Annotated in this window: 16 protein-coding genes; 4 read left to right on the forward strand and 12 right to left on the reverse strand. The window is 63.1% G+C overall.

What is annotated here, in order from left to right:
* Positions 1–14: 14 nt before the first annotated feature.
* The 3 genes from EKO19_RS07110 to EKO19_RS07120 all read right to left on the reverse strand — a co-directional run bounded on the left by EKO19_RS07110 (position 15) and on the right by EKO19_RS07120 (position 4402).
* Entirely contained in the window at positions 15–905 is an 891-nt protein-coding gene (locus tag EKO19_RS07110) for a CHAD domain-containing protein (RefSeq protein ID WP_129775640.1), read from the reverse strand.
* A gap of 3 nt (positions 906–908) precedes the next feature.
* Positions 909–1457: an inorganic diphosphatase gene (locus EKO19_RS07115; RefSeq protein ID WP_129775641.1), complete on the reverse strand. Its 549-nt coding sequence runs from the start codon at positions 1455–1457 to the stop codon at positions 909–911.
* 89 nt (positions 1458–1546) lie between these two features.
* Positions 1547–4402 (reverse strand): TonB-dependent receptor, encoded by a 2856-nt coding sequence (locus EKO19_RS07120; protein WP_217705162.1) that lies wholly within the window; start codon positions 4400–4402, stop codon positions 1547–1549.
* Between the two features lie 250 nt (positions 4403–4652).
* On the opposite strand from EKO19_RS07120, the gene EKO19_RS07125 reads away from it, so the two are divergent.
* A complete protein-coding gene (locus EKO19_RS07125; protein WP_129775643.1) occupies positions 4653–5972 on the forward strand; it encodes an MFS transporter in 1320 nt (439 codons plus the stop codon).
* The gene (locus EKO19_RS07130; RefSeq protein WP_129775644.1) at positions 5969–7792 is read left to right on the forward strand and encodes a hypothetical protein; all 1824 of its coding nucleotides are present in this window, start codon (positions 5969–5971) and stop codon (positions 7790–7792) included. The genes EKO19_RS07125 and EKO19_RS07130 overlap by 4 nt, the downstream gene beginning before the upstream one ends.
* Here the strand turns inward: EKO19_RS07130 and EKO19_RS07135 are convergent.
* Both EKO19_RS07135 and kdgD read right to left on the reverse strand, forming a co-directional pair.
* Positions 7789–8691: a LysR substrate-binding domain-containing protein gene (locus tag EKO19_RS07135; protein WP_129775645.1), complete on the reverse strand. Its 903-nt coding sequence runs from the start codon at positions 8689–8691 to the stop codon at positions 7789–7791. The genes EKO19_RS07130 and EKO19_RS07135 overlap by 4 nt on opposite strands.
* A 19-nt stretch (positions 8692–8710) precedes the next feature.
* Positions 8711–9667, reverse strand: coding sequence for a 5-dehydro-4-deoxyglucarate dehydratase (gene kdgD, locus EKO19_RS07140; protein WP_129775646.1), 957 nt, complete (start codon positions 9665–9667; stop codon positions 8711–8713).
* Positions 9668–9945: 278 nt separating this feature from the next.
* Here kdgD and EKO19_RS07145 point away from each other — a divergent pair, with 278 nt between their 5' ends.
* The gene (locus tag EKO19_RS07145) at positions 9946–10512 is read left to right on the forward strand and encodes a hypothetical protein (protein ID WP_129775647.1); all 567 of its coding nucleotides are present in this window, start codon (positions 9946–9948) and stop codon (positions 10510–10512) included.
* A 48-nt stretch (positions 10513–10560) separates the two neighbouring features.
* On the opposite strand, the gene EKO19_RS07150 is transcribed toward EKO19_RS07145, so the two are convergent.
* Positions 10561–11436 (reverse strand): NAD(P)-dependent oxidoreductase, encoded by an 876-nt coding sequence (locus tag EKO19_RS07150; RefSeq protein WP_129775648.1) that lies wholly within the window; start codon positions 11434–11436, stop codon positions 10561–10563.
* Between the two features lie 185 nt (positions 11437–11621).
* Between EKO19_RS07150 and EKO19_RS07155 the strand changes: the two genes are divergently transcribed.
* Positions 11622–13934 (forward strand): BACON domain-containing protein, encoded by a 2313-nt coding sequence (locus EKO19_RS07155; RefSeq protein ID WP_129775649.1) that lies wholly within the window; start codon positions 11622–11624, stop codon positions 13932–13934.
* A gap of 28 nt (positions 13935–13962) precedes the next feature.
* Here EKO19_RS07155 and EKO19_RS07160 read toward each other — a convergent pair whose 3' ends face one another.
* From EKO19_RS07160 to EKO19_RS07185, 6 genes are read right to left on the reverse strand one after another with little or no spacing between them, the layout of a single operon-like run.
* Positions 13963–14481, reverse strand: coding sequence for a carboxymuconolactone decarboxylase family protein (locus EKO19_RS07160; protein WP_246038856.1), 519 nt, complete (start codon positions 14479–14481; stop codon positions 13963–13965).
* Complete coding sequence (locus EKO19_RS07165) at positions 14481–15914, reverse strand: amidase (protein WP_129775651.1); 1434 nt, start codon at positions 15912–15914, stop codon at positions 14481–14483. Before EKO19_RS07165 ends, EKO19_RS07160 begins: the two co-directional genes overlap by 1 nt.
* The gene (locus EKO19_RS07170; protein ID WP_129775652.1) at positions 15911–17074 is read right to left on the reverse strand and encodes an alanine racemase; all 1164 of its coding nucleotides are present in this window, start codon (positions 17072–17074) and stop codon (positions 15911–15913) included. The genes EKO19_RS07165 and EKO19_RS07170 overlap by 4 nt, the downstream gene beginning before the upstream one ends.
* Positions 17071–18630, reverse strand: coding sequence for a class I adenylate-forming enzyme family protein (locus tag EKO19_RS07175; RefSeq protein ID WP_129775653.1), 1560 nt, complete (start codon positions 18628–18630; stop codon positions 17071–17073). The genes EKO19_RS07170 and EKO19_RS07175 overlap by 4 nt, the downstream gene beginning before the upstream one ends.
* Before the next feature lie 7 nt (positions 18631–18637).
* Positions 18638–19177, reverse strand: coding sequence for a MaoC family dehydratase (locus EKO19_RS07180; RefSeq protein ID WP_129775654.1), 540 nt, complete (start codon positions 19175–19177; stop codon positions 18638–18640).
* An 8-nt stretch (positions 19178–19185) separates the two neighbouring features.
* Positions 19186–21399: a TonB-dependent receptor gene (locus tag EKO19_RS07185; protein ID WP_129775655.1), complete on the reverse strand. Its 2214-nt coding sequence runs from the start codon at positions 21397–21399 to the stop codon at positions 19186–19188.
* Positions 21400–21451: the final 52 nt, after the last annotated feature.

Genomic DNA, 21451 nt, shown 5'->3' on the forward strand with positions numbered 1-21451 from the left:
CGGCCAAGCAGTAATTATTCGCTGCGCCAGAGCTGCCAGTACTGACCGATGCGTTTCACGAAACGACGCGGCTTTTCTTCGAAAATCCGGGCGCCCAGCTCGCAGGCCTTGTCCTGTAACCTGGTGCGGCGACGGTCCAGCACCGCAACCAAAGCATCGTAGTCCTGGCGCTCGAACGCGTCCTGATGGGCGGTGAGCCTGGCATGCAATACCGCGAGGTCGTGATCGTCGCCCAGATGTTCGGACAGCTTGTGAACCTGACCGGCCAGCTCTGGCAACAGCCCCGGCCAGGCCGGCTCCAGGATCTGCAGCTGATGCCATAGATATTTCACTTGTTTGCGCCAGTCGTGCAGATCCTCGCTGAGCCGCGAGCGGGCAGCCCGTTTCATTTTCTTCCGGCCGCCGCGATAGATACGTTGCAACCCGCCGCCGATGACCTGCCAGTCATCGCCTGCCATGTTCCACCGGCTGCTGCGAGCCGCCACTTCGCGCAACGCCTTGCGTTGCTTGTTCATCAAGGTCTGCGTGATGGCCTGGCGGGCCGATGTTTGTTCCTGACGCAGCACGCGCCGGAATTTGTCCAGTTTCAGCGAACGAGTGGCCGGCTCGAAGCGTTCGACCAGATCGTCCAGCGCGACGCTCAGCACTTTGCTGTCGCGGGCGACCCCCAACGGCCTGGCGGCATCGCGCAGGGCGATGTTTTCGCGTCGATACGCGATCTCGCCGATCGTCTCCCGCAACAACCGGAGTGCGGCCCGGGATTTCTTCAGCTGCTTGCGCGCGTCGTGAATGTGCGCGTCGGTGACTCTTTTCCGATGGAGCGAGTCGCCGGCGCCGGCCAGCCACTCCTGAAAAATTCGCCGCACCCCGGACAGACCCGCTTCGTCAGGTTGCAACTCGGCCATCGGTTACGTGCCCTTCGTCTTTGCAAACTCGCGGACGGCGTCGCGAAACATCTTCTGCGCCTGCCGTGCACCGCCGCGTCCCGTGATCCTGAACTCACGGCCCTGCGCCCGATTATACGACGACAGAAAATGTTCGATATCCCGCAGACGCTGCGAGTCCAGCTGCTCGAGCCGGGTTATTGCCGGTTTGTTTACGGGCGTCTCGATGGTCGCGAGCAGCCGGTCGTTGCGGATCGTCTTGCGCCCTTCCTTCTGCACCGCCTTGAGTACCCCGATCAGGTGTACGTAAACCAGGCAGCCAGGAAACAGCGGTGCCTCGCTCAGCACCATCACATCCAGCGCATCGCCGTCCTCGGCACAGGTGGATGGAATGGAGCCGAAGTCATGAGGAAAGGACATGCCGGCCGGCAGGATGCGACTCAGTTTGAGCAGGCCGAGCCTGGCATCGAATTTGTACTTGTTACGACTGCCCTTGGGCGTGTCGATCACGACGCGCACCAGGCCGGTATCCGGATCCAGCGCGGGCAGCTCCATGGGAGAGGGATTGGACATGGCTGCCTCCTGGTAAATGCAAGAGGCGAGCCCGGCGGTGAGTTCCCGGAAACAACCCGGCGACGGCCGAAGCCGCCGCCGGCAGGGGGTCAGAAGCGGACGCGGGCGCCGAAATAATATTGGCGGCCGGTGTTGTGGTAGAGCACGACCCGATCGTCCGTATCGATATAGAAATCCTGGAACTCGTCGGTCAGGTTCAAGGCTTCGAGCGTGATCGACAGCGCGTCGGTGACTTTATAGGACGCCGATGCGTCGACCGTCAGCGACGAATTCACGCCCTCTTCGCTGCTGCTCTCGCGAGCTCCGCCGGCGAACGCCGTGACATAGCCGGAGCGATACGACACCGAACCACGCAGACTCAGACGGTCGTCTTCATAGAACAGCGTGCCATTCGCGGAATCCTTGGACAGGTTCGTCAGCGGGCCGCTCACGGGCGCGCTGCCCCCTGGACCGGGATACTCGATATCGGCATCGACATAGGTGTAGTTGGCGAGCACACCCAGGTTGGACAGGAAGCCCGGCAGGAACCGCAACTGATGCTGATAGTTGAGCTCGAAGCCATTGATCTTGCCGCCCTCGCCATTGACGACGCGGCGATACTCGAACAGATCGCCGGGCTGCACGTTGGTGCCATTCAACAGGCTGGCCGGCAGGCCCAGCGACGAGAACGGCACCGAGTCCGCGATGCTGGTGCCGCTCAGCGTGCTGATGTCTTTTTGGAACAAGCCGACCGACAGCATCGAGCCCGGCGCGAAATACCATTCCGCGGCCAGGTCCAGATTGGTGGCCTTGGTGGGATCGAGGAACGGATTGCCGGTGTTGTACACGCGATTCGACGGCAGGATGGTCAGCGATCCGCCCGGCGACAACGACGCCAGCGTGGGCCGCGTGATGACCTTGGCGGCGCTGAAGCGAACCACCACGTCCTGGACCAGTTCAGCCGCCAGATTCAACGACGGCAGCCAGTTGCCATACTCTCGCTCCACCCGCAGCGGACTGATGTCGACCGAGCCGTTCGGATTGGTGATCGCCGCGTAACCCAAGGTGTCCTGCTTGGTGCGCGCATAGCGCAGACCGACATCGCCACGCAGTGTGATCGGCCCCACCGGCACCTCGAAGTTGGCTTGCACGAAACCGGCATACGCATCTTCTGTCACCGAGGCCCAGTTGCTGCGCGCGGTCGCATTCTCGATGCCATACATGCGCAGATCGATGCTCTGCCCGTTGATGGTAGTGACGCAGTCACAATACAAATTCAGCTGCGACACCATCGCGTCGTAGTTGGGAATGACGTAGCTGCCGTAGTTGGGATCGCCGGTCAACGCGCTCAACGTCATCGTCAGGCTGCTGAGCTGATCCGCAGTCAATGTCGGCGTCTGCGTTTCGGCGACGGCGCGGCGATACTCGCGACTGTCGTATTCAAACTTCCGGGCCTCGCCGCCGAAGGACACGCGCAGCTCCGGCACGATGGTCCAATCCGCCACCAGCTTGGTGCTGGTGAATTCGTTGTCGGCGTAGTTGCGCCGGATCCGCAGATCCGACACGCCATTGGTCATGGTCCACGCCGCCGGATCGGTCGGATCGAAACCCAGATTGATGACGGGCTCGCGACTGTTGGCACGATAGTCCCACGAATAGCCGTCGCTGTTGGCGCGATCCAGCGTGATCGTGGTCTGCACCGGGTTGCTGAAGGCGGACTGCGAATGGCCGACGAACGCCGTGGTCTTGAAACTGTCGGTGAACTGATATTCGAAGGCCGCGGTGTATTGCTGGAACTGCGTTTCGAGCTCGTCGTAGCGCGACTCGATGCGCATGTCGACATCGTCGAACACGCCGTACACCAGCTCGTTCTGAGCGTTCACCGCGCCGTCGCGGATGATGGTGAAGGGCTTGCCGCCAGCCGACGCCGTGCGACTGAACGACAGCGCTTCGATATAGTTTTCGGCGCGTGAGGTCTGGGCGTTCGAGTACAGCGCATCGATCGTGAGCATGGCGCGATCGGACGCGCGCCACTGCAACGAACCGGTCACGCCCAGACGTTCGATTTCGTACTGCCAGTTGTCGTAGCGGGGAATGCGGGGATGATAGAGCAGTTGATCCCAGTTGCCGCCGTTGCCGGCCGGCGAAGCATTGATCTGCGCGATGCTGTAGCCAGGCAGGGTCGAGGCCGCATTGAAACCGCCGTTCGCTCCCGACGGTCCCCAGCGCACGGTGCTGTGCCCTTCTTCCAGGACATCGCGCTGAGACCAGGCGACGGATACCAGCGCACCCAGCGTCGAAGCTTCGTTCTGCCAGCTCAGCAGGCCCGCGAGACGCGGATCGGTCGATTCGGACAGATCGTTGTAGCCGCCTTGCGCCGAGCCGGCCATCACCCACTGATCGGTGAAGTCGAGCGGGCGCGCGGTCTGCAGATCCACGGTCGCGCCGAGCGAGCCTTCCTCGACATCCGCCGACGCCGTCTTGCGAACGGTGATGGAGTTGAACAGCTCGGAGGCGAACACGTTGAAATCGAAACCGCGGCCGCGGTTGACTCCGCCATTGGCATCCGCGCCGCCCGTAGTCGCCACCGCTTCCATGCCGTTGATACGAACCCGTGTGAAATCCGGCCCGAGGCCGCGCACCGACAAGGATCGACCTTCGCCGCCATCGCGGGAGATCGCGACGCCCGGCACACGCTGAATCGACTCGGCCAGGTTGTTGTCGGGAAAATCCGCGATGTCCTCGGCCTTGATGACGTCGACGACGCCGCTGGCGGCGCGCTTTTCATCCTGGGCCGCATTGACGCTGCCACGAAAGCCCGTCACCACCACTTCCTCGAGGCCGCCTTCACTGCCGACTGAAGTGTCCGCAGTCTGCGACGCTTCCTGCGCATGCGCGGCCCCTGCGCACAGCGCGGCGATCGCCAGAGCCAGGACCGGCGAGCGCCGGTGAATCGGATGAGACACGATAGGTTTCCCCCAAACTGCGACGCTCGTTGGCGGCGTCATTCGATGTTCGACCGGCCGGGGTGTGCCCCTCGGCGCTGGAGTTACCTTAGTGCCGTCGCCGTGACGAAAGCGAATTCCATGTCGGCATCGCCCGATGCGGTTTTGGCAATGATGCCGCCCGTGGATCGATCCATAGAGTATTTGACTTAGACGCCCCGGCGCCCACCGCCTAGCATCCGGCAACACTACGAGAACGACGAGGGGGAGCATGTCGATCGCCGCCATCGCCGAACGGCGCACGCGGGTGCGCTACTTCATCATCTTTTTCGTTTTCATCGTCACCTCGATCAATTACGCCGACCGCGCCACGTTCTCGATTGCCGGCAGCGACGCCGCGCGCGAGCTGGGCCTGTCGCCAATTGCCACCGGCTATATCCTCTCCGCCTTCGCCTGGGCTTATGCGCTGGCGCAGATTCCCGGCGGCGCGCTGCTGGACCGTTTCGGCACCAAACGCATCTATGCGGGCGCCATCGCCGTGTGGTCGGTTTTCACGTTCCTGCAGGGCTTCGCCGGCTTCATCGCCGGGCTGTCGGCGGTGACCATGCTGTTCGCGCTGCGCTTCCTGGTCGGTCTCGCCGAAGCGCCCTCGTTTCCCGGCAATGCCCGCATCGTCGCCGCCTGGTTTCCGAGCAGCGAGCGCGGCACCGCCTCCGCCATCTTCAATTCGGCACAGTACTTCTCGCTGGTCGCGTTCGCCCCGCTCATGGGCTGGGTCGTTCATAACCACGGCTGGCGCGCGGTGTTCTATGTGATGGGCGGCCTCGGGTTGCTCGCGGCACTGGCGTTCGTGCGCTTCATTCACGATCCGGTGCGTCATGCGGGCATCAATCAGGCGGAACTGGACTACATCGAAAGCGGCGGCGGACTGATCGCGCTCGACCAGGCCAACGCCGGCAAAGGCAATGCGTTTCGCTGGTCCAACGTGAAGCAGTTGCTCACCAATCGCATGCTGCTCGGCGTGTATCTGGGTCAGTACTGCATCAACGTGCTGACGTATTTCTTCGTCACCTGGTTCCCGATCTATCTGGTGAAGGAACGCGGTCTGAACATTCTCGAAGCGGGCTTCGCGGCGGCGGCTCCCGCGCTGTGCGGCTTTGTCGGCGGCGTGCTCGGCGGCTATGGCTCGGACTGGCTGTTGAAGCGCACCGGCTCGCTCACCATCGCGCGCAAGACGCCGTTGCTGATCGGCATGCTGCTCGCCACGCTCATCATCGCCTGCGTGTACATCGAGCAGGAGTGGCTGGTAGTCACGGTGATGGCGATTGCCTTCTTCGGCAAAGGCATCGCATCGCTGGGGTGGGCAGTCGTTTCCGATGTCTCGCCGCGACAGCTGGCCGGACTCACCGGCGGCGTCTTCAATATGTTTGGCAATTGCGCCGGCATCGTGACGCCCATCGTCATCGGCTATCTGGTCGCGGCCAGCGGCTCGTTCGACGGCGCGTTGATCTTCGTCGGCGCACACTGCCTGCTGACCATCTTTGCGTACTTCGTCATCGTCGGACCGATTCGCCGGCTGGAGCTGAAATGAATCGCCGGCAATTCGTTACCGGCGCGGCCGCCCTTGCCGCGTGGCCGGCCGCAGCGAATTCCGGTCTGATCGCCGCGACGCCCATGGCGCCGCCGGAATGGGCATTGTTACAGCGAGAGTTGCTCCGCGTTCAGACCGAAGCGTGCGAAGCCTTCTACGCAAAGTATTTCGATGAACGCGGCCACTTGCGCGCCTTCGAGCGTTGGGGCGCGAACGACGGCCCCGACGACGCCATCGAGCAGGTGAACGACTGGGCGCTGTTACATGCGCTCGGCGGCTCGGATCGCATCCTCGATCTGTATCGCAAGGCTTGGGAAGGTCATCTGCAACAGTACTCGAACGTGCGGACCAAACAGGTCGAGCTCGGCCGTCGCGGCATGTACGTGCGCGAGTTTCCACCGCAGATGGATTGGCAGCACATCAGCGAAGGCCTCACGACGTTCAATCTGATGGGCTTGTCCACGCCGCAGGATGCCAGGCTCATCGAACGCACGCGTCGTTTTGCCGGCTTCTACACTGGCGACGATCCGGGCGCGCCGAACTACGATTCCAAACATCGCATCATTCGCAGCGTCTTCAACGGCAGCGCCGGGCCGCTGCTGCGGCCCGCGACCGAGCTGGACTGGGCTGGCGATCCGTTCGATGTTTCCAAATTCAAGATGGAACACGGCGAGCGGACCTACGAAGAGACGCTCGCGCATTACCGCGAGTACACCGACATCGTCGGCGACAACCCGCTCAATCTGCATTCAACCACGCTGGCACTGAACGCCTTCATGCTCACGGGGGGTCGCAAGTATCGGAGCTGGGCGCTGGAATATCTGGATGCCTGGGTGGCGCGTGCCGAAGCCAACGGCGGCATCCTGCCGAGCCTCATCGGCCTCGACGGTCGCATCGGCGGACCGAGCGGCAAATGGTACGGCGGCGTGTATGGATGGAATTTCAGTCCCATCGTCCCGCAAACCGGTCAGCGCGAAGACCGCAATCGGGTGCCGCGCTCCATCGTGGCCTTCATGAATGCCAGCCTGTTGACCGGCGACGATCGTTACATGCAGGTCTGGCGACGCCAGAACGAAGTGATCAATCAGCAGGCGCGCACCATCGACGGCAAGCTGCACACGCCGCGCATGTATGGCGAGCAAGGCTGGTACAGCTTCGCTCCCGGCCCCTATCGCAGCAATGCCTTCGAGATCTGGTATGTCTCGATGCGTGCCAGTGATCGCGAGCTGGCCGGCGATCATCCGTGGCTCGCATTTCTCGAAGGGCGCAACGCGAACTATCCGGTCGAGGCACAACGCGCGGCATTGAATCGCGTCCGCGAACGGATCGCGGCCATGCAGGCGGACCGGAGCACACCGGAAACGCGACTGGCCGACAATGCCATCGATATCAATCCGGCGACGGTGACGGCATTGATTCAACTCTCGCAGGGTGGACTGCATATCGCCCGCCCGCCATGGTCGAGCACCTCGCCACACCAAGGCGGCGCGCCCTTGCACTGCCGGTTGAGATATTTCGATGGTGAGCGGCGGCGTGCCGGCTTACCGTCGGATGTCGCCGCATTGGTCGATGAGCTGGGTGCCGATCGCACCAGTGTGACGCTGGTGAATCTCAATCCCGTGAGCTCGCGCGTGGTCACGATCCAGGGCGGAGCCTACGCCGAGCATCGCATCGAATCGGCGACGCTGGGCGAGCGACGCATCGACATCGGCAACTCCGCGTTCGACATCGAACTGCGGCCGGGCTGCGGGGAGCGTTTGCAACTGAGCATGCGACGCTATGCCAACGCGCCGACGCTGGCGTTCCCCTGGATGCGTTAACGCGCCTCAGCGTCGATGCCGAACTCGGCGCACAGATTCAACATCGGCTGTAAGGCGGGATTGCCATTGTCACGACGCCACACCATGTGCAGCTCGACCGGCTGCGCGGGGCGCGTCGTGAATTTCCGGAACTGAATCGCATCCATGTGCAGCTCGATCGCCGACGCCGGCACGATCGCGGCCGCTAGCCCCGCGCGCACCAGCCCCAGCATCGAATGAATCTGCGTCACGTGTTGCACGTACTCGGGTAACGCGCCGGCCGCCTCGAACAGACGGGTGAGCATGTTGTTGAAATAGCCGGCGCCGAGGCGCGAGTACATGATGAGCGGCTGACTGTCGAAGTCACTTGGCGTCAATACTTGTTTGTCCGCGCGCGGATCGCCGGCTGGCAACGCGGCCATCAACGACTCTCTGAGAATGAGCCGCGACTCGAAGCTCGCCTGCTCGACCGGCGGCCGCACGAATGCGATATCGATCTGACCGGTCATCAGCGCCTCGAATTGATCCGAGGTCACCATTTCGAACAACTCGAGCTCGAACTGCGGCAGCGACGCGCGTGCGCGAGCCACGATGCGAGGCAGAAAACTGTAGCCCGAAACCGCGGTGAATCCGATGGCCACCCGCCCCGTGTCGCCTTTGGCAACCCGGCGAGCGGCTAGCGCGGAGGTCTCGGCGAGACGAATGATGCGACGGGCTTCGGGAAGGAACGTGCTACCCGCCGGCGTGAGCTTGACCTGACGGCTACTGCGCTCCAGCAGCTGGACGCCGAGGCCTCGCTCCAACAATTGGATCTGCCGGCTGAGCGGCGGCTGGGTCATGTTCAATCGCACGGCCGCCCGGCCAAAGTGCAGTTCTTCGGCGGTGACCACGAAACAGCGCAGCTGACTGAGTTCGAACATGCACAGACATATAGCGTGCTCAGACGCTGCGTACCAGAGGCTCTCCAAAAACTGCTGACGGCGCCGTCTCGACGCGCGCGATCAGGGCTCGCAATTCCTCCAGCTCGCGCTCGTTCAAGTCGGTCAATGGCGGGCGGACGAAACCTGCGGGCTTGCCGATCGCACGCATGCCCGCCTTGACGATGGCGACCGCGTAGCCTTTGCCTCGATTCCGCAGCGTGATGTAGGGCATGACGAAGTCGCGCAGGCCCGCCAGCACTTTCGCTTGATCCTCGGCGCGCACGGCCTTGTAGAACGTCGACGCCCAACGCGGCATGAAGTTGAAAATCGCTGAAGAGTACGTGGTCACACCCATCTTCAGGTACGGCGCGGCGAATGTCTCGGCGGTGGGCAAGCCGCCGATGTATGTCAGCCTGTCGCCCATCCGCGTGTAGATGCGCGTCATCAATTCGATGTCGCCGACGCCATCCTTGAAGCCGACCAGATTGGGATGCCGGTCGCACAGACGCGCCAGCGTGACATCGTCGATGATGGCATTGTCGCGGTTATAAACGATCACGCCGGTCGAGACGGCTTTGCAGACGGCGCCGATGTGCGCCGCCAGCCCTTCCTGCGAGCCATTCACCAGATAAGGCGGCAACAGCAGAATGCCGTCGGCACCCGCGGCCTCCACCGCTTTCGCCAGTTCGACGGCCATGGCGGTGCCGTAGCCGCAGCCTGCAATCACAGGCAAACGGCCAGCGCATTCGGCGACCGCCGCGGACACGACATCGACGACTTCTCCGAACGTGAGCGAAAAGAATTCGCCGGTGCCGCCGGCGGCGAACAGCCCGGCCAGCTCATGTTCCATCATCCACGCGCAGTGCGCGCGATACGGTTCGACGTCGAAGCGATTGTCGGCATCGAAATGCGTGACCGGGAACGACAACAGTCCGCGGCCGATCGCCCGGGCCATTTCAACAGGTGTGACAGGCATGGGCGCTAGCGTACGAGCAACGCTCGCTCCCGGTCCAAACCAAAGGCGCTATTGATCGATGCCGATCCGCTCTCGATCGAGGGCCGGCCGCATCGCGAGGCCAGTCTTTACAATAAACATCGCGCCACAACCAACGCTCCGTTGTTAGATTTCCGCCACGACCTTGTCGCCAGGCGACGACGTCGGGGCTCGAATCCGAGCGACGCTGCTCCGAGAACAGTAGAATACATTCAGCGCATCGACGCGCTACGTGAGAGTGAATGAACGAACCTATGAAGATGAACGCCAAGACTTTGATCTGTGCCGCCGCCCTTGCTCTGCCGTTGGCGGCTTCCGCCGAGCAGCTGAGCTACCGCTTCGTGGACGTCGCGCACTTCCCCGAAGCGAAAATCGATGGCGGACGCTTCGACGTGGACGGCGATGGCATTCAGCTGCGCGGCTCGCTGCCCGTGTATCAGAACATTTTCGCGCTGGCTGAATACCAGGACCTGAGCCTGGATCACGGCATCGACGTCACCCGTTTCATGGTGGGTGCCGGCGGCCATTGGCCCCTCGGCCAGAACCTGGACATCATCGCGCGCGGCGGTGTGGTCCACTATGAAGTCGACTCCGACGACGACACCGGCCTGTTCGCCGGCGTGCGCCTGCGCACGTTCGTCGCACCGAAAGTCGAAGTGGAAGGCGGTGTCGAACATGTCTCCGCGAAAGCGGGCGGCATGGACAGCGACACCTACCTGATCGGCGAAGGCCGCTACAACTTCAACTCGCAGTTCTCGGCGGGCCTGCTGATCACGGTCGGTGGCGACACCCGCGTGTTCGGCGCCCAGGGCCGATTCAACTTCTGATCTGCCCGTTGGCGGGTGGCGTGACCGGTGGGTCACGCCGCTCGCAGCTCACATTCCCGCCTGTTCCGCCGCGACCTTTCCCAAGGCGGCGATGTCATCACCCTCGCCGCCACGCGCCAGCAGCGTAAGAAACTTATCGCGCACCAGGCTGCCCAGTGGCAGCGGCACTTTCAAACTTTCGCCGGCGGTGAGCGCCAGGCGCACGTCCTTCAATCCCAACGGCGCAGCGAAGCCGGGCGGCTGATACTGCTGCTTCGTGATCAGCGGCGCATAGCCTTTATAGATCGGCGCGGCGAACAGCGTGCTGGTCATCAAATCGACGAATGCGTGCTCGTCGACACCGCCCTTGCGTATCAGCGCGATGCTTTCGGCGAGCGCTTCGACGGCGGCGAAGATCATGAAGTTGCCGCTGAGCTTGACCAGATTGGCGGCGCTCGGCCGTTCGCCGAATGGCCACACTTTCTGTGCCATCGACTCCAGCACGGGCAGCACACGCTTCACCGGCTCGGCGGCGCCGGCGGCGAGAATGTTCAATTGGCCGGCAGCCGCGACTTGCGGCCGACCGAACACGGGCGCGGAGACGAAGTGCTTGCCCGACTGGCTGTGCTCGATGGTGAGACGATCGGCCAGCGCGACGCTGATGGTACTGGCGGAAACATGCACGGCACCGACGCTGAGATTCTCGAGAATGCCGTGAGCGCCAAATGTCACTTCTTCGACAGCGGCATCGTCCGCAAGCATCGTGATGACCACGTCGCCACGGCACGCGTCAGCAGGTGTCTTGGCGAGCCGTGCGCCTTTTGCGACCAGCGCGTCAGCTTTGCTCGCCGTGCGGTTATAAACCGTCAGCTCGTGTCCGCCACGAAGCAGGCTTTCCGCCATGCCGTGGCCCATCAACCCCAGGCCGATCAATCCGACTTTCATGATTGCGCACCTCGTCCCGCGGGGGCGGGACCCGACTCCAGGCCATGCTATGGGCTGGCGCAGCCAGAGTCATCCGCTTGAATTATGTTCCCGGGCCCGCGCAAGTAACGCGACGCCTTGCTATAGTCCGCGGCGCGGCATTTATTACAAGCAAGCCGCGGATGTTTCTCAGCGGAATCCAAGAAATGACGTGGAACACGGCGGTTCTTCGCGGGCTCTTGAGTGCGTGCGCGCTTCTGTTGCTGCTGACCGGCTGCGGCGGCGGTGGCGGTGGTGGCGGAGACAGCAGCAGCAACGGCCGCTATTCGATTTCGCTCTCCACCGGCACGTTGACCTTTTCCGGCGCGCAGTACACTACGCCGCCCACGCAGACCGTGACGGCCACCTTCAAGGGCGACGGCGTGGTGGTCGGCACGTTGCCGGGCCAGACCCTGCCGCCATGGCTGAGCGTCAGCAACAGCGGCACTGGCAGCGGCGATCGCACCGATTTCACCGTCCAGGCCCGGCCGGGCGGGTTGGCCGTCGGGACCTACTCCGCCACGCTGCGTTTCGCCAGCGGCAGTGCCGACGGATCGAACGTCGTCTATCGCGATCTGTCCGTCACGATGACCGTGCGAGAAGGCTTCAGCGCCACGCCGAACCGCGCGGAGTTCACGGCTATCGAGGGCGGTTCGTTTGCGCCTGCTGAAGGCGTCACGCTCCAGATCACCGGCGAGAATGTTTCCTGGACCGTGCAAGCCCCGACGTGGGTGAATGTCTCCGCGACGAGTGGCAATACGCGTGGCACGATCCGTGTGACGCCCAACATGACGGGCCTCGCGGCGAACCGTTATCAAGACTGGATTCGTATCACCGATTCGGTGTCCGGCGGCCAGGTGATGGTGCTGGCAGTCGTGCAAGTCACCCAGCCGAGTCTCACGATCAGCCAGCTGCAGTTCGATGTCACCATCGATTCGCAAACGCCCGATTCGGCGCTCCATCACAGCATCGTGATCTCGGACACCGCGCAAGGTCAGAACGCAGCGCGAGCCATCCCCTGGTCGGCGACCAGTAATTCGCCGCTGCTGACCGTCGCACCGCCCAGCGGCACCAGCGCAGGCGCGCCGACGACGGTGACGATCGACTTCGATCGCAATCAATTGAATGGCGTGCGTGCCGGCACCCTCAACCCGAGCGCGATCATCAGCACTTCGCAATACGACAACCGTTACGTTCGCTTCACCACGAACGTGAATCTGCCGCGAGCGAACAGCGCCCTGCCCTACGTCCTGCGCTCCGGCACGCCCGCCAACGTGACGTTGTTTGGGGAAAACTTCACGCAGGACGATATCGCTCGACTGCGCTTGAACGATCAGCCGCTGTCGGCCTTCGGCGCCTCGGCAACCCGAACCAACGCAAGTGAGATCGCCCTGAGCCTGCCGGCGCTCGCCGCCGGCGCTTACGACGTGAGTTTCCAAAACCAGCTCGGCCTGCGCCGCTCGGTCGCCACCCTGAAGGTCGCCTCCGCACCCGCGCCGGGCCCCGGTGAGATGGTCGGCACGGGCAATCGCATCAAGCTGCTGTTCGATGCCGCCCGCTCGCGACTGTATGCGGTCGACGAGCGCTATAACGAGCTCGAACGTTACGAATGGAACGGCACGCAGTGGAACACGCTGTCGAGCATTGCTCAGTCGCAGATCGAGGATGCCGCGCTGATGCGCGATGGCAAGCAGCTGGTCATGTCTTCACGGGACGGCCTGCGCACCGTCGATCTCGACACCGGGGCAGTGGCACTCATTCCCGGCACCTCGTTTCCAAACTGCACCTCCACCTACGGTCTGTACGTCGCCGCCCCCGCGAGCGGCTCGTTGTTCGCGACCGGCCACAACAGTTGTGGCTCGTTGGGCGAGGTCCGGGAGCTGGATCTGCTGACCGGCGCGGTCGGCGGCATCGTGATGCCGACCTATGTCGAGTCTCATTACTATGATCCGATGGTGGCTTCCAGCGGCGATGGCCGGGTGCTGGCCATCGGCAACACCGGCTCGAGCGGAGGTGCGTATGGACTGTTCGATCTTAACACGCGCACCTACATCGATCGCGGCGACTGGTGGCGTTACCTGCATTACTACTATTACCGCATGAACCTGGACTACACGGGCACCAAGGTTCTGATCAACCACGGCTACATGCGCGATCGCGCGGGTAACGCGGTCGGAGTGTTGCCGGTCAACGCGGCGGCCACGCTATCGAGCGATGGCAACCGCGCCTATATCTACGTCCATGGCGCGGGTGGCACGGGGCACGTGGAAGTACTGGATGTGTCGACACCGGTCGGCGCCAACATCTATTACCCGCAGATCGGCGCGAACATTCCGGTGCCGGACGACCTGGGCACGCCGGATCCGAACTACTGGGACAACTACGGCAGCGTCACCAGCTTCGGCATGACGCTGTCGGCCGATGAGCAATTGCTGTTCATCGCGGGCTCGACGCGGATCGTAGCGATCGATCTGCCTTGAGCCCGGCCGATCCGACTTCGCTCGCCCACTACACGTCTCGCGGCGACTCCAGTTCGAGCCCGGCAGCACGCGTGATGAGCGACAACATCGTGAAATAGCCGACTGTAACCGCGATGGCGATGAGTCCGGAATCGCCCCACCTCAGCTCGATCGCTGCAACGTCGTTCGGCTCGAGTGCAAAGCCCGTCACCATCGACTCCACGGCACGCAGCAGCAGTTGCTGATCCAGATCGATGTCGCTGGCCGGGAGGCCCAAGAGCCATCCAACGATGTCGCAGTCGGGAATCCCCAGCCGTTGCGCGACCCGGCGATGTTGCCCTTCGACATAAGCGCTGCCGAACAGCCGGCCAACGCGCAGCGCGATCAGCTCACGCACGCGAGCGGGCAATGCCACTTCATCGTTCATGACTTGTGCGCCGAGCGCGGCGATTCGGGCAGCCAGCGGCGGATGGTGACCGAGCAAGCGGAATAGATTGATCGGCGGTGTGCGCGCGAGCAGCGTCCGCTGTTCCTCTGTTTCCTGGCCCGCCTCGATCAACTTCCACATCACGCTGCGCTCGTCGCTGCGGGCGGCCGCGGCGGCCGATAACTGAAGCGGACCAACTGTTCGATGGCGTGGCCGACGCGAAGCACACGAGCTTCGTCGAACGGGCGGCCGACGACCTGCACCGACAGCGGTAGCCCATCGGCCGTGAGGCCCGTGGGTACGGCGAGTGCCGGTTGGCCGGTGACGCTGAAAGGAATCGTCAAGCCGGTAGTGGCATCGGCAATGGACAGGTCCGTGCGTGAGCTGACTTTTCCGGCCTTCGCTGCCTCGAAAGAGAAGGCAGTCGTAGGCGTGGTCGGCACGATGAGCACGTCCACGTCGCGCATTGCATCCACCAGCGCGCGCCTGAGCGCATGCCGTCGATCGAGCGCACGAATGTAGTCGACACCGAGCGACCCTTGCATATGCGTCAATCCCGCCAGCGCGGCCGGGCCGTAATCATCGCGTCGCATAGGAAACGTCTTGGCGTGCCAACGGCTCGCCTCCGGCGCCGTGATGGAGAGCCATAGCTCGAGACAGCGCGTGAGATCCGGCAGGTCGATGTAGCGCAGCTGCGCGCCGGCCGCTTCCAGCTCGGCCAACACGGAACGCCAGTTCGCCTCCACCGCGCCCGATAGCCAATTCTCAAAGAACGCACGCGGCACTCCCAGCACCACGTTGCGAGCACCCGCTTTCAGAGTCGCAACGTAATCCTGCGTTGGTTGCTCACTGGAGTGTCGATCGTCGGGATCGTGTCCGGCAATCGCTGCCAGCACAGTCGCGGCATCCGCAACGGATCGCGTCATAGGCCCGACTGTGTCCATGGAGCCGGCGAGCTCGCCGACACCTCGCGTACTCACGCGCCCGTGCGTTGGCTTCAAGCCAACGACGCCGCAATACGAAGCAGGGTTACGAATCGATCCGGCTGTATCGGTACCGATGCTCAATGTTCCAAGTGCCGTCGCCGCCGCGACCGCCGATCCGTTGCTCGAACCGCCTGCGACATGACGCGCCTTCCAGGGATTGCGTGCGTCACGAAACAACGGACTCGGCCCGTTGAAAGCGAACTCGAACGTGTTCGTCTTGCCGAGGATCACGGCGCCTGCCGCACGAAGTCTTTTCGTGACCGTTGCATCGAGCGCAGGCCGTCGCCCCTCGAACACTCGCGAACCATAGGTAGTTGGCAGATCCGCGGTATCGATAATGTCCTTCAAACCAATGGGTACACCCAGAAGCGGGCTGCAATCGCCGGAGCGACGACGCTTATCGGCCTGCTCGGCTTGTGCGACAGCCGCGTCCGCATCGACCGCCACATACGCACGCAGCTCCCCATTAAGGGTCTCGACACGTTGCAAGTACGCACACGTCAGCTCGACGGAGGAATAGTCACGCGCGGTCATGCGCGCCTGCTGAGTTTCGGCGCTTGCGAACAACTCTTCATCGCTCAGAATCATGCGGACTCCATCGCTTGCTCGACAGTCGGCGAGGACCAGCCATTGACGCGCGACCAACGATCGACGACGCCGGCGCCTCCCGCGACGACCCAATAGCTGTCGTACATCGCGGCGGTCATGCAGGCGTGATTCGGAAATATCCGGACTCGCGAACCTACTGGAAGCCGCTCGAAGGGCAAAGGCGTTGCACTACGAATCTCACCGTGCTCCTGGTGAACGTCACGAACAGACATTCGCCCGAATGACAACTGCCCCTCGATGTCAGCGACGATTCCGTAACCGCCGTCACCGTCGCGAAGCTCCGCCGTGCTTCGATCCTTCGATAACGCCAGGCCACCCGCGTCGATCACGATCTGATTTCTACGTCGGTTGTGGCTGATGACCGTGGCCAGCACGCTGAGCGCGACGTCTGCCATCGGCACCGTGCCGATGGCGGCCTGAAACAAATCGCCGACCATGTACACGCCGGCCCGCAGCTCGCTGAGCCCGTCGAAGTTCTCGCCATGCGCAGCCGTCGGCGTCGAACCCGCGCTGGCGCCACGAACATCGCAGCCACCCCGCAATAAACGTTGCCTGGCTTCGAGAAGCGCTGCACGCTCCACCTCTGCGATACGCGCATGGGCGGCAGGCTCATGCACCGCGTACGCCTGCCCGGCATGCGTCGCCACACCTTCGATGCTCAAGTTCCGCACCGATGACAGGCAGTGCGCGATCTCCAGCAACAGCGGATCGTCGGGCGCGACGCCGGTGCGATGCTCTCCACAATCGATCTCTATCCAGATATTCCAATGGCGGTCGGACGCAGCCAGTGCGGCAAGCGCGCGAGCCGTGGCGATGCTGTCGACGAAGAAGCTGAATTTCCGCGAGGGAACTCGCACGGCGCGCAGCAGCTTGTCGGGCGGCAGGCAGACCGCGAGCTGGATGTCCGTGATGCCAAGAGCTGCGAAGTATTCCGCCTCGCGCAGTGTCGAAACCGCGATGCCGCCGTGTTGCGGGTCGATGCAATAGCGAGCGGCTTCGATGGACTTGAGCGTCTTCATATGCGGCCGCAGGCGGGTGCCGCGCCGGTGACATTGATCCAGCATGCGCTTCGCATTGATCTGGAGCTTGTTGCGATCCAGGACCAGCGCCGGTGTTGCGCACTCAGCAAGCGTCTTCATACGGCGTTCGCGGCGCGCAGCGCCTGCTTGTCGATCTTGCCATTGGCCAGCACGGGAATCTCGGCGACGATCTGAATGATCTTGGGCACTTTGTAGTTGGCCAGCCGCTCGCGTGCATGGCGGCTCAGCTCGCTGCTATCGAGACTGGCGCCCGCCGTGGCGACGACGTACGCCTTGCCGACTTCGGAATAAAGCGGATCGGGCTGCGAGATCACCGCCGCCAATGCCACCTGCGGGTGTGTCTCGAGCGCAAGTTCCACTTCGCGCGGATAGACATTGAATCCTCCGGACTTGAACATCTCAGCACGACGGCCGACGAGCGAGATGTTGCCGTCCTCGCGCCAATAGCCAATGTCACCTGTGCGCAGCCAACCATCCGCGGTGAATGCTGCCTGCGTAGCTTCGGGCCGGCGCCAGTAGCCCAACATGTTGGTCGGTGAACGGAATTGCAGCTCGCCACTGTCACCGACCGCGCACAGCGCCCCGTCGTCGCTAACGATGCGGCAGTGGAATTCCGGCGGCGGTCGTCCGATGGTATTCGCCAGCACCTCATCCGAGGCACCAGGATCGGTCCACGTCACATTGACGGTCGTCTCGGTGGACCCGTAAACGTTATAAAGATCGGGCGTCAGAGCGCGCATCCGCGGGATCATTCCACTCGGCATGGGACTGCCGCCCCACCCTGCGCGCCGAATGGACGACAAGTCATAGCGGGCAAAATTCGGCAGATCCAGTGTCATCTGTACCATCGTCGGAATGCCGCCCCAGATGTTGACGCGCTCGCGTTGAATGAGCTCGAGCTGCTCCTCGGGGCGAAAGCGTTCGGTCAGGATGGTGGTGCCGGACGCCAGCAGGTTCGCGACGCAGGTATCGCCGACACAGGCAATATGATTGATCGGAAACGCGCACAGCGCGATCGGGCGCAGGCCTTCGACACGCGATAGCTGAGCGCGATTGCCAGCGACCAGCCCCAGATGCGAAAGCACGGCGCCCTTCGGCTTGCCCGTCGTTCCGGACGTGTAGACGAGCAGCGCCGCATCGGAGGGCACTACAGTGCGTGCCGCGGCTACAAATGTTTCATTGGATACCGTGGTGTGACGCGCAATCCAGTCGGTGTATGCCAAGCCATCGGTCACGGCGCCGAGGACGATCAGTTCGCGGATGGAAGCCTGGCCGCGCTGCAACTCCACGAGCTCCGGCCGGTAGTCGCGGCCTTCGAACTCATCGATACCAATGAGCAGATCGGGCTCGGCGTCGGCGACGATGTAACGCAGCTCGTCCAGCCGGTTACGGATGCCGAGTCCCACCCAGATGGCCCCGATAGAGGCGGTGGCCAGGAACACAGTGAAGAATTCGAGGCGCGTCGTAGCGAGCATCGCCACGCGGTCACCATGCTTGACGCCGGAGGCGAGCATGGCGCGTGCGACACGCTCGACTTCAGTTCTCAATTGAGCGTACGTGAGGCGCCGACTGCCGCACACGATGGCTTCGACGTGCGCGTGACTTTGTGCCACGTCCAGCAAGGCGCCGAACAGGGTATCGCGAGAATGAAACATGGTGATACTAAGAATTGGACGGCGTGGGTCGCAAGCCGGCCAGCGACATCGAATGTCGCGGCAGCAGTGTCATCGAAAGCCATCGAGCGACGAGCGCGGGACGTTGCTTGTGCTCGATCTCGACCGTGACATCGATGCTGCGTAATAACCGGTCCACAGCCACCGCCTCGACTGACACGAGCGTCGCTCGCGCACGAATGCGACCGCCAACCGGCACCGGCTCGATGAAGCGCAACCGGTCGCAGCCGTAGTTGATACCGATCAGATCGGCGTGATCGATATTTTCGTACTGGCCGCCGTCTTGACCGCCGTGCAGCTCGTGCAACATCGCGGTGGTCATCGACAGCGTCCAGAAGCCGAACGCGATCGTGCCGCCCAGTGGGCTGTGAGTGCGTGCCCACTCTGGATCCACATGCATTGGATCCGGATCGTAAGTGCAGCGGCCGAAGTCGCCGATGTCGGACTGACGCACGTCGCGCCAGCGACTCGGCCCCAGTTCCTTGCCTAACGCCAGGCGCTCGCGTTCCAGCAGATCCTCGATCTTCATGCGTGGGCTCAGTAGCGGTAGCTCAAGCGGAGCGACCAGTTGCGCGGCACGCCGTAGGTTCGAGTCTCTCCGATGGCGGCCGGCACCAGTCCGATCAAAGAATATGAACCCTGGTAGGCGAGACGCACATTATCCTCGTCGAGCATGTTCTGACCGTACAGTGCCAGCTCCCAGGCGCCGCGCCGTACACCGAGTCGCGCGTCCAGTTGCCGGATCACCGTCGTCATCGAATTCGGATTGTTGTTGGCCGCCGTGAACGACTTCGAACGGTAGCCGTAGTCGAATCGGAAGAACCCTTCCGTGCCGCCCGCGCCCAGAGTCCGCGAGTAATCGAGCGAAGTGCTGACCGTCCACTCAGGTGCGAACGGCAGCGTGTTGCCCGAGTAATCCGTCACGCCGACCGTGTAGTCGTCGTACTTCGCGTCGGTGTAGCCGACGTTCAGGCCGAGCCACAGCCCCTTGGCCGGAATGCCGCTCAGTGACAACTCCGCGCCTTCGCTGGTGGCCTCGCCCGCGTTGGTCGTGACGTTGGCAAAGATGCCACCGCCCAGCGGCACGGATTGATTGACTTGCAGATCTCGATAATCGAGCCGGAACACGGCCAGCTCGGCGTTGAGGCGCCCGCCGAAGAACACGCTCTTCAAGCCCGCTTCGTAGTTGGTCGCCGTCTCGTCGCCGAAGTCCAGGTCCGTGCTGGTGACGAAGTCCGCGTTCCAGCCGCCGCTCTTGAAGCCGCGACCGACAGTGGCATAAAGATTGACTGCGTCGGTGGCGCGGAACAGAACACTGGCGGTCGGAGAAACATCGCTCGGGGAGAAGCTGTCCCGAAGATTGAGAATGTTCGGATAGGCCGGGTTGACCGAGGTCTGGTTGAAGAAGAAGTCCTTGTCTTCCTCCGTATAGCGTGCGCCGGCGTTGATGGTCACGCGCTCGGTGACGTGCCAGTTGGCATTGATGAAGGCGGCATAGGCACGGGTGTCGATGGTGCCGAATTGCCGTGTGGTCGCGGTGCCGTAGGCAAAATTGGGAAAGCCGATAAACGGTGCGACCTGGCCCCAGTCCGCGCCCGAGCGCAGCGCCTGGTCGCTGTCGATGCTCTGATCGTAGTAGTACAGGCCGGCGACGAAGTCGAACGCGCCCAGGCGGGGCGAGGCGATTCTCAGCTCCTGAGTCAGCTGCTCATCTTCGACGTGGATATCGAAGAACAGCAGATCCGCCGCAGCGCCGTCGAAGTCGCGGCCGAAAATGGAGTCGCTGGTGCGGTAGCCGGTGACCGAGGTGAGTTTGAAGCCATTGGAGAATTCATAGTTCGCGGTCAGCGCGGCGCCGCCGAGCTCCCGCTCGGTGCCGCGATCGAAACCTTCCATCACGGTGCGCTCACCGGGGGCGAGCGCCGGGAACATCGAATTGAACAGATTGAACGTTCCCTGTGCGCCCGGCGCCGCACTGAGGGAAACCAGCTCGTTCTGGTAGTCACGCGCCTTTTGATCGGTGTAATCGGCGCTCAACGTCACATCGAGCCGATCGGTCGGCGTGAAACGCAACGCGCCGCGCACACCCGTCGTATCGTCGTTGCCCTGAGCGCGACCGGTCGTGAGATTGTCGAAGTAGCCGTCGCGCTCGTTGTGAAAGGCGCTGATCTTGCCGAACAGCGTATCCTCGCTCAGCGGCCCGCTCAGGTAGGCCTCGGCGCGTTGCTTGCCGAAGTCACCACCCGACAGGGCTACTTCGGCGCGCAACTGCTCGTCGGGCGCGCGCGTGACGATATTGATGGCGCCGGCGATCGTGTTCTTGCCGAACAAGGTTCCTTGCGGACCGCGCAGCACTTCGACACGCGCGACGTCGGGCAGGTCCTGGTTGACCGATGCCGCTCTGCCGGCCAGCACGCCATCCACGTACACGCCATAACCGGCTTCGATGCCGAAGTTGCGCTGAGGAATGCTGATGCCGCGAATGGACACTTCCGGCTGAATCGACGTCTCGGTGGCGCTGAACACCATGTTGGGAACGGCGTACTGCAGATCCGACAAGCGCTGCGCGCCGCGCGCCTGGATGTCCGCCTGAGAAATGGCGGTGATCGAAATCGGCACATCCTTGGCCTGCTCTTCGACCTTGCGGGCCGTGACCACGATGGTCTCGATCTCGATGTCCTCGGCCACGGCCTGCGATGCCAGCGCCGCAACCATCAGGCTGGACAGTGCGATGGGCTTGAATGTGTGCATGCGAACCCGCTCCCCGATCTAGTTATTGCCAGTGTGGCGTATTAATACTCGA

Source organism: Peristeroidobacter soli, from assembly GCF_004138485.1.
In the GTDB taxonomy this organism is placed as follows: Bacteria; Pseudomonadota; Gammaproteobacteria; order Steroidobacterales; family Steroidobacteraceae; genus Steroidobacter; species Steroidobacter soli.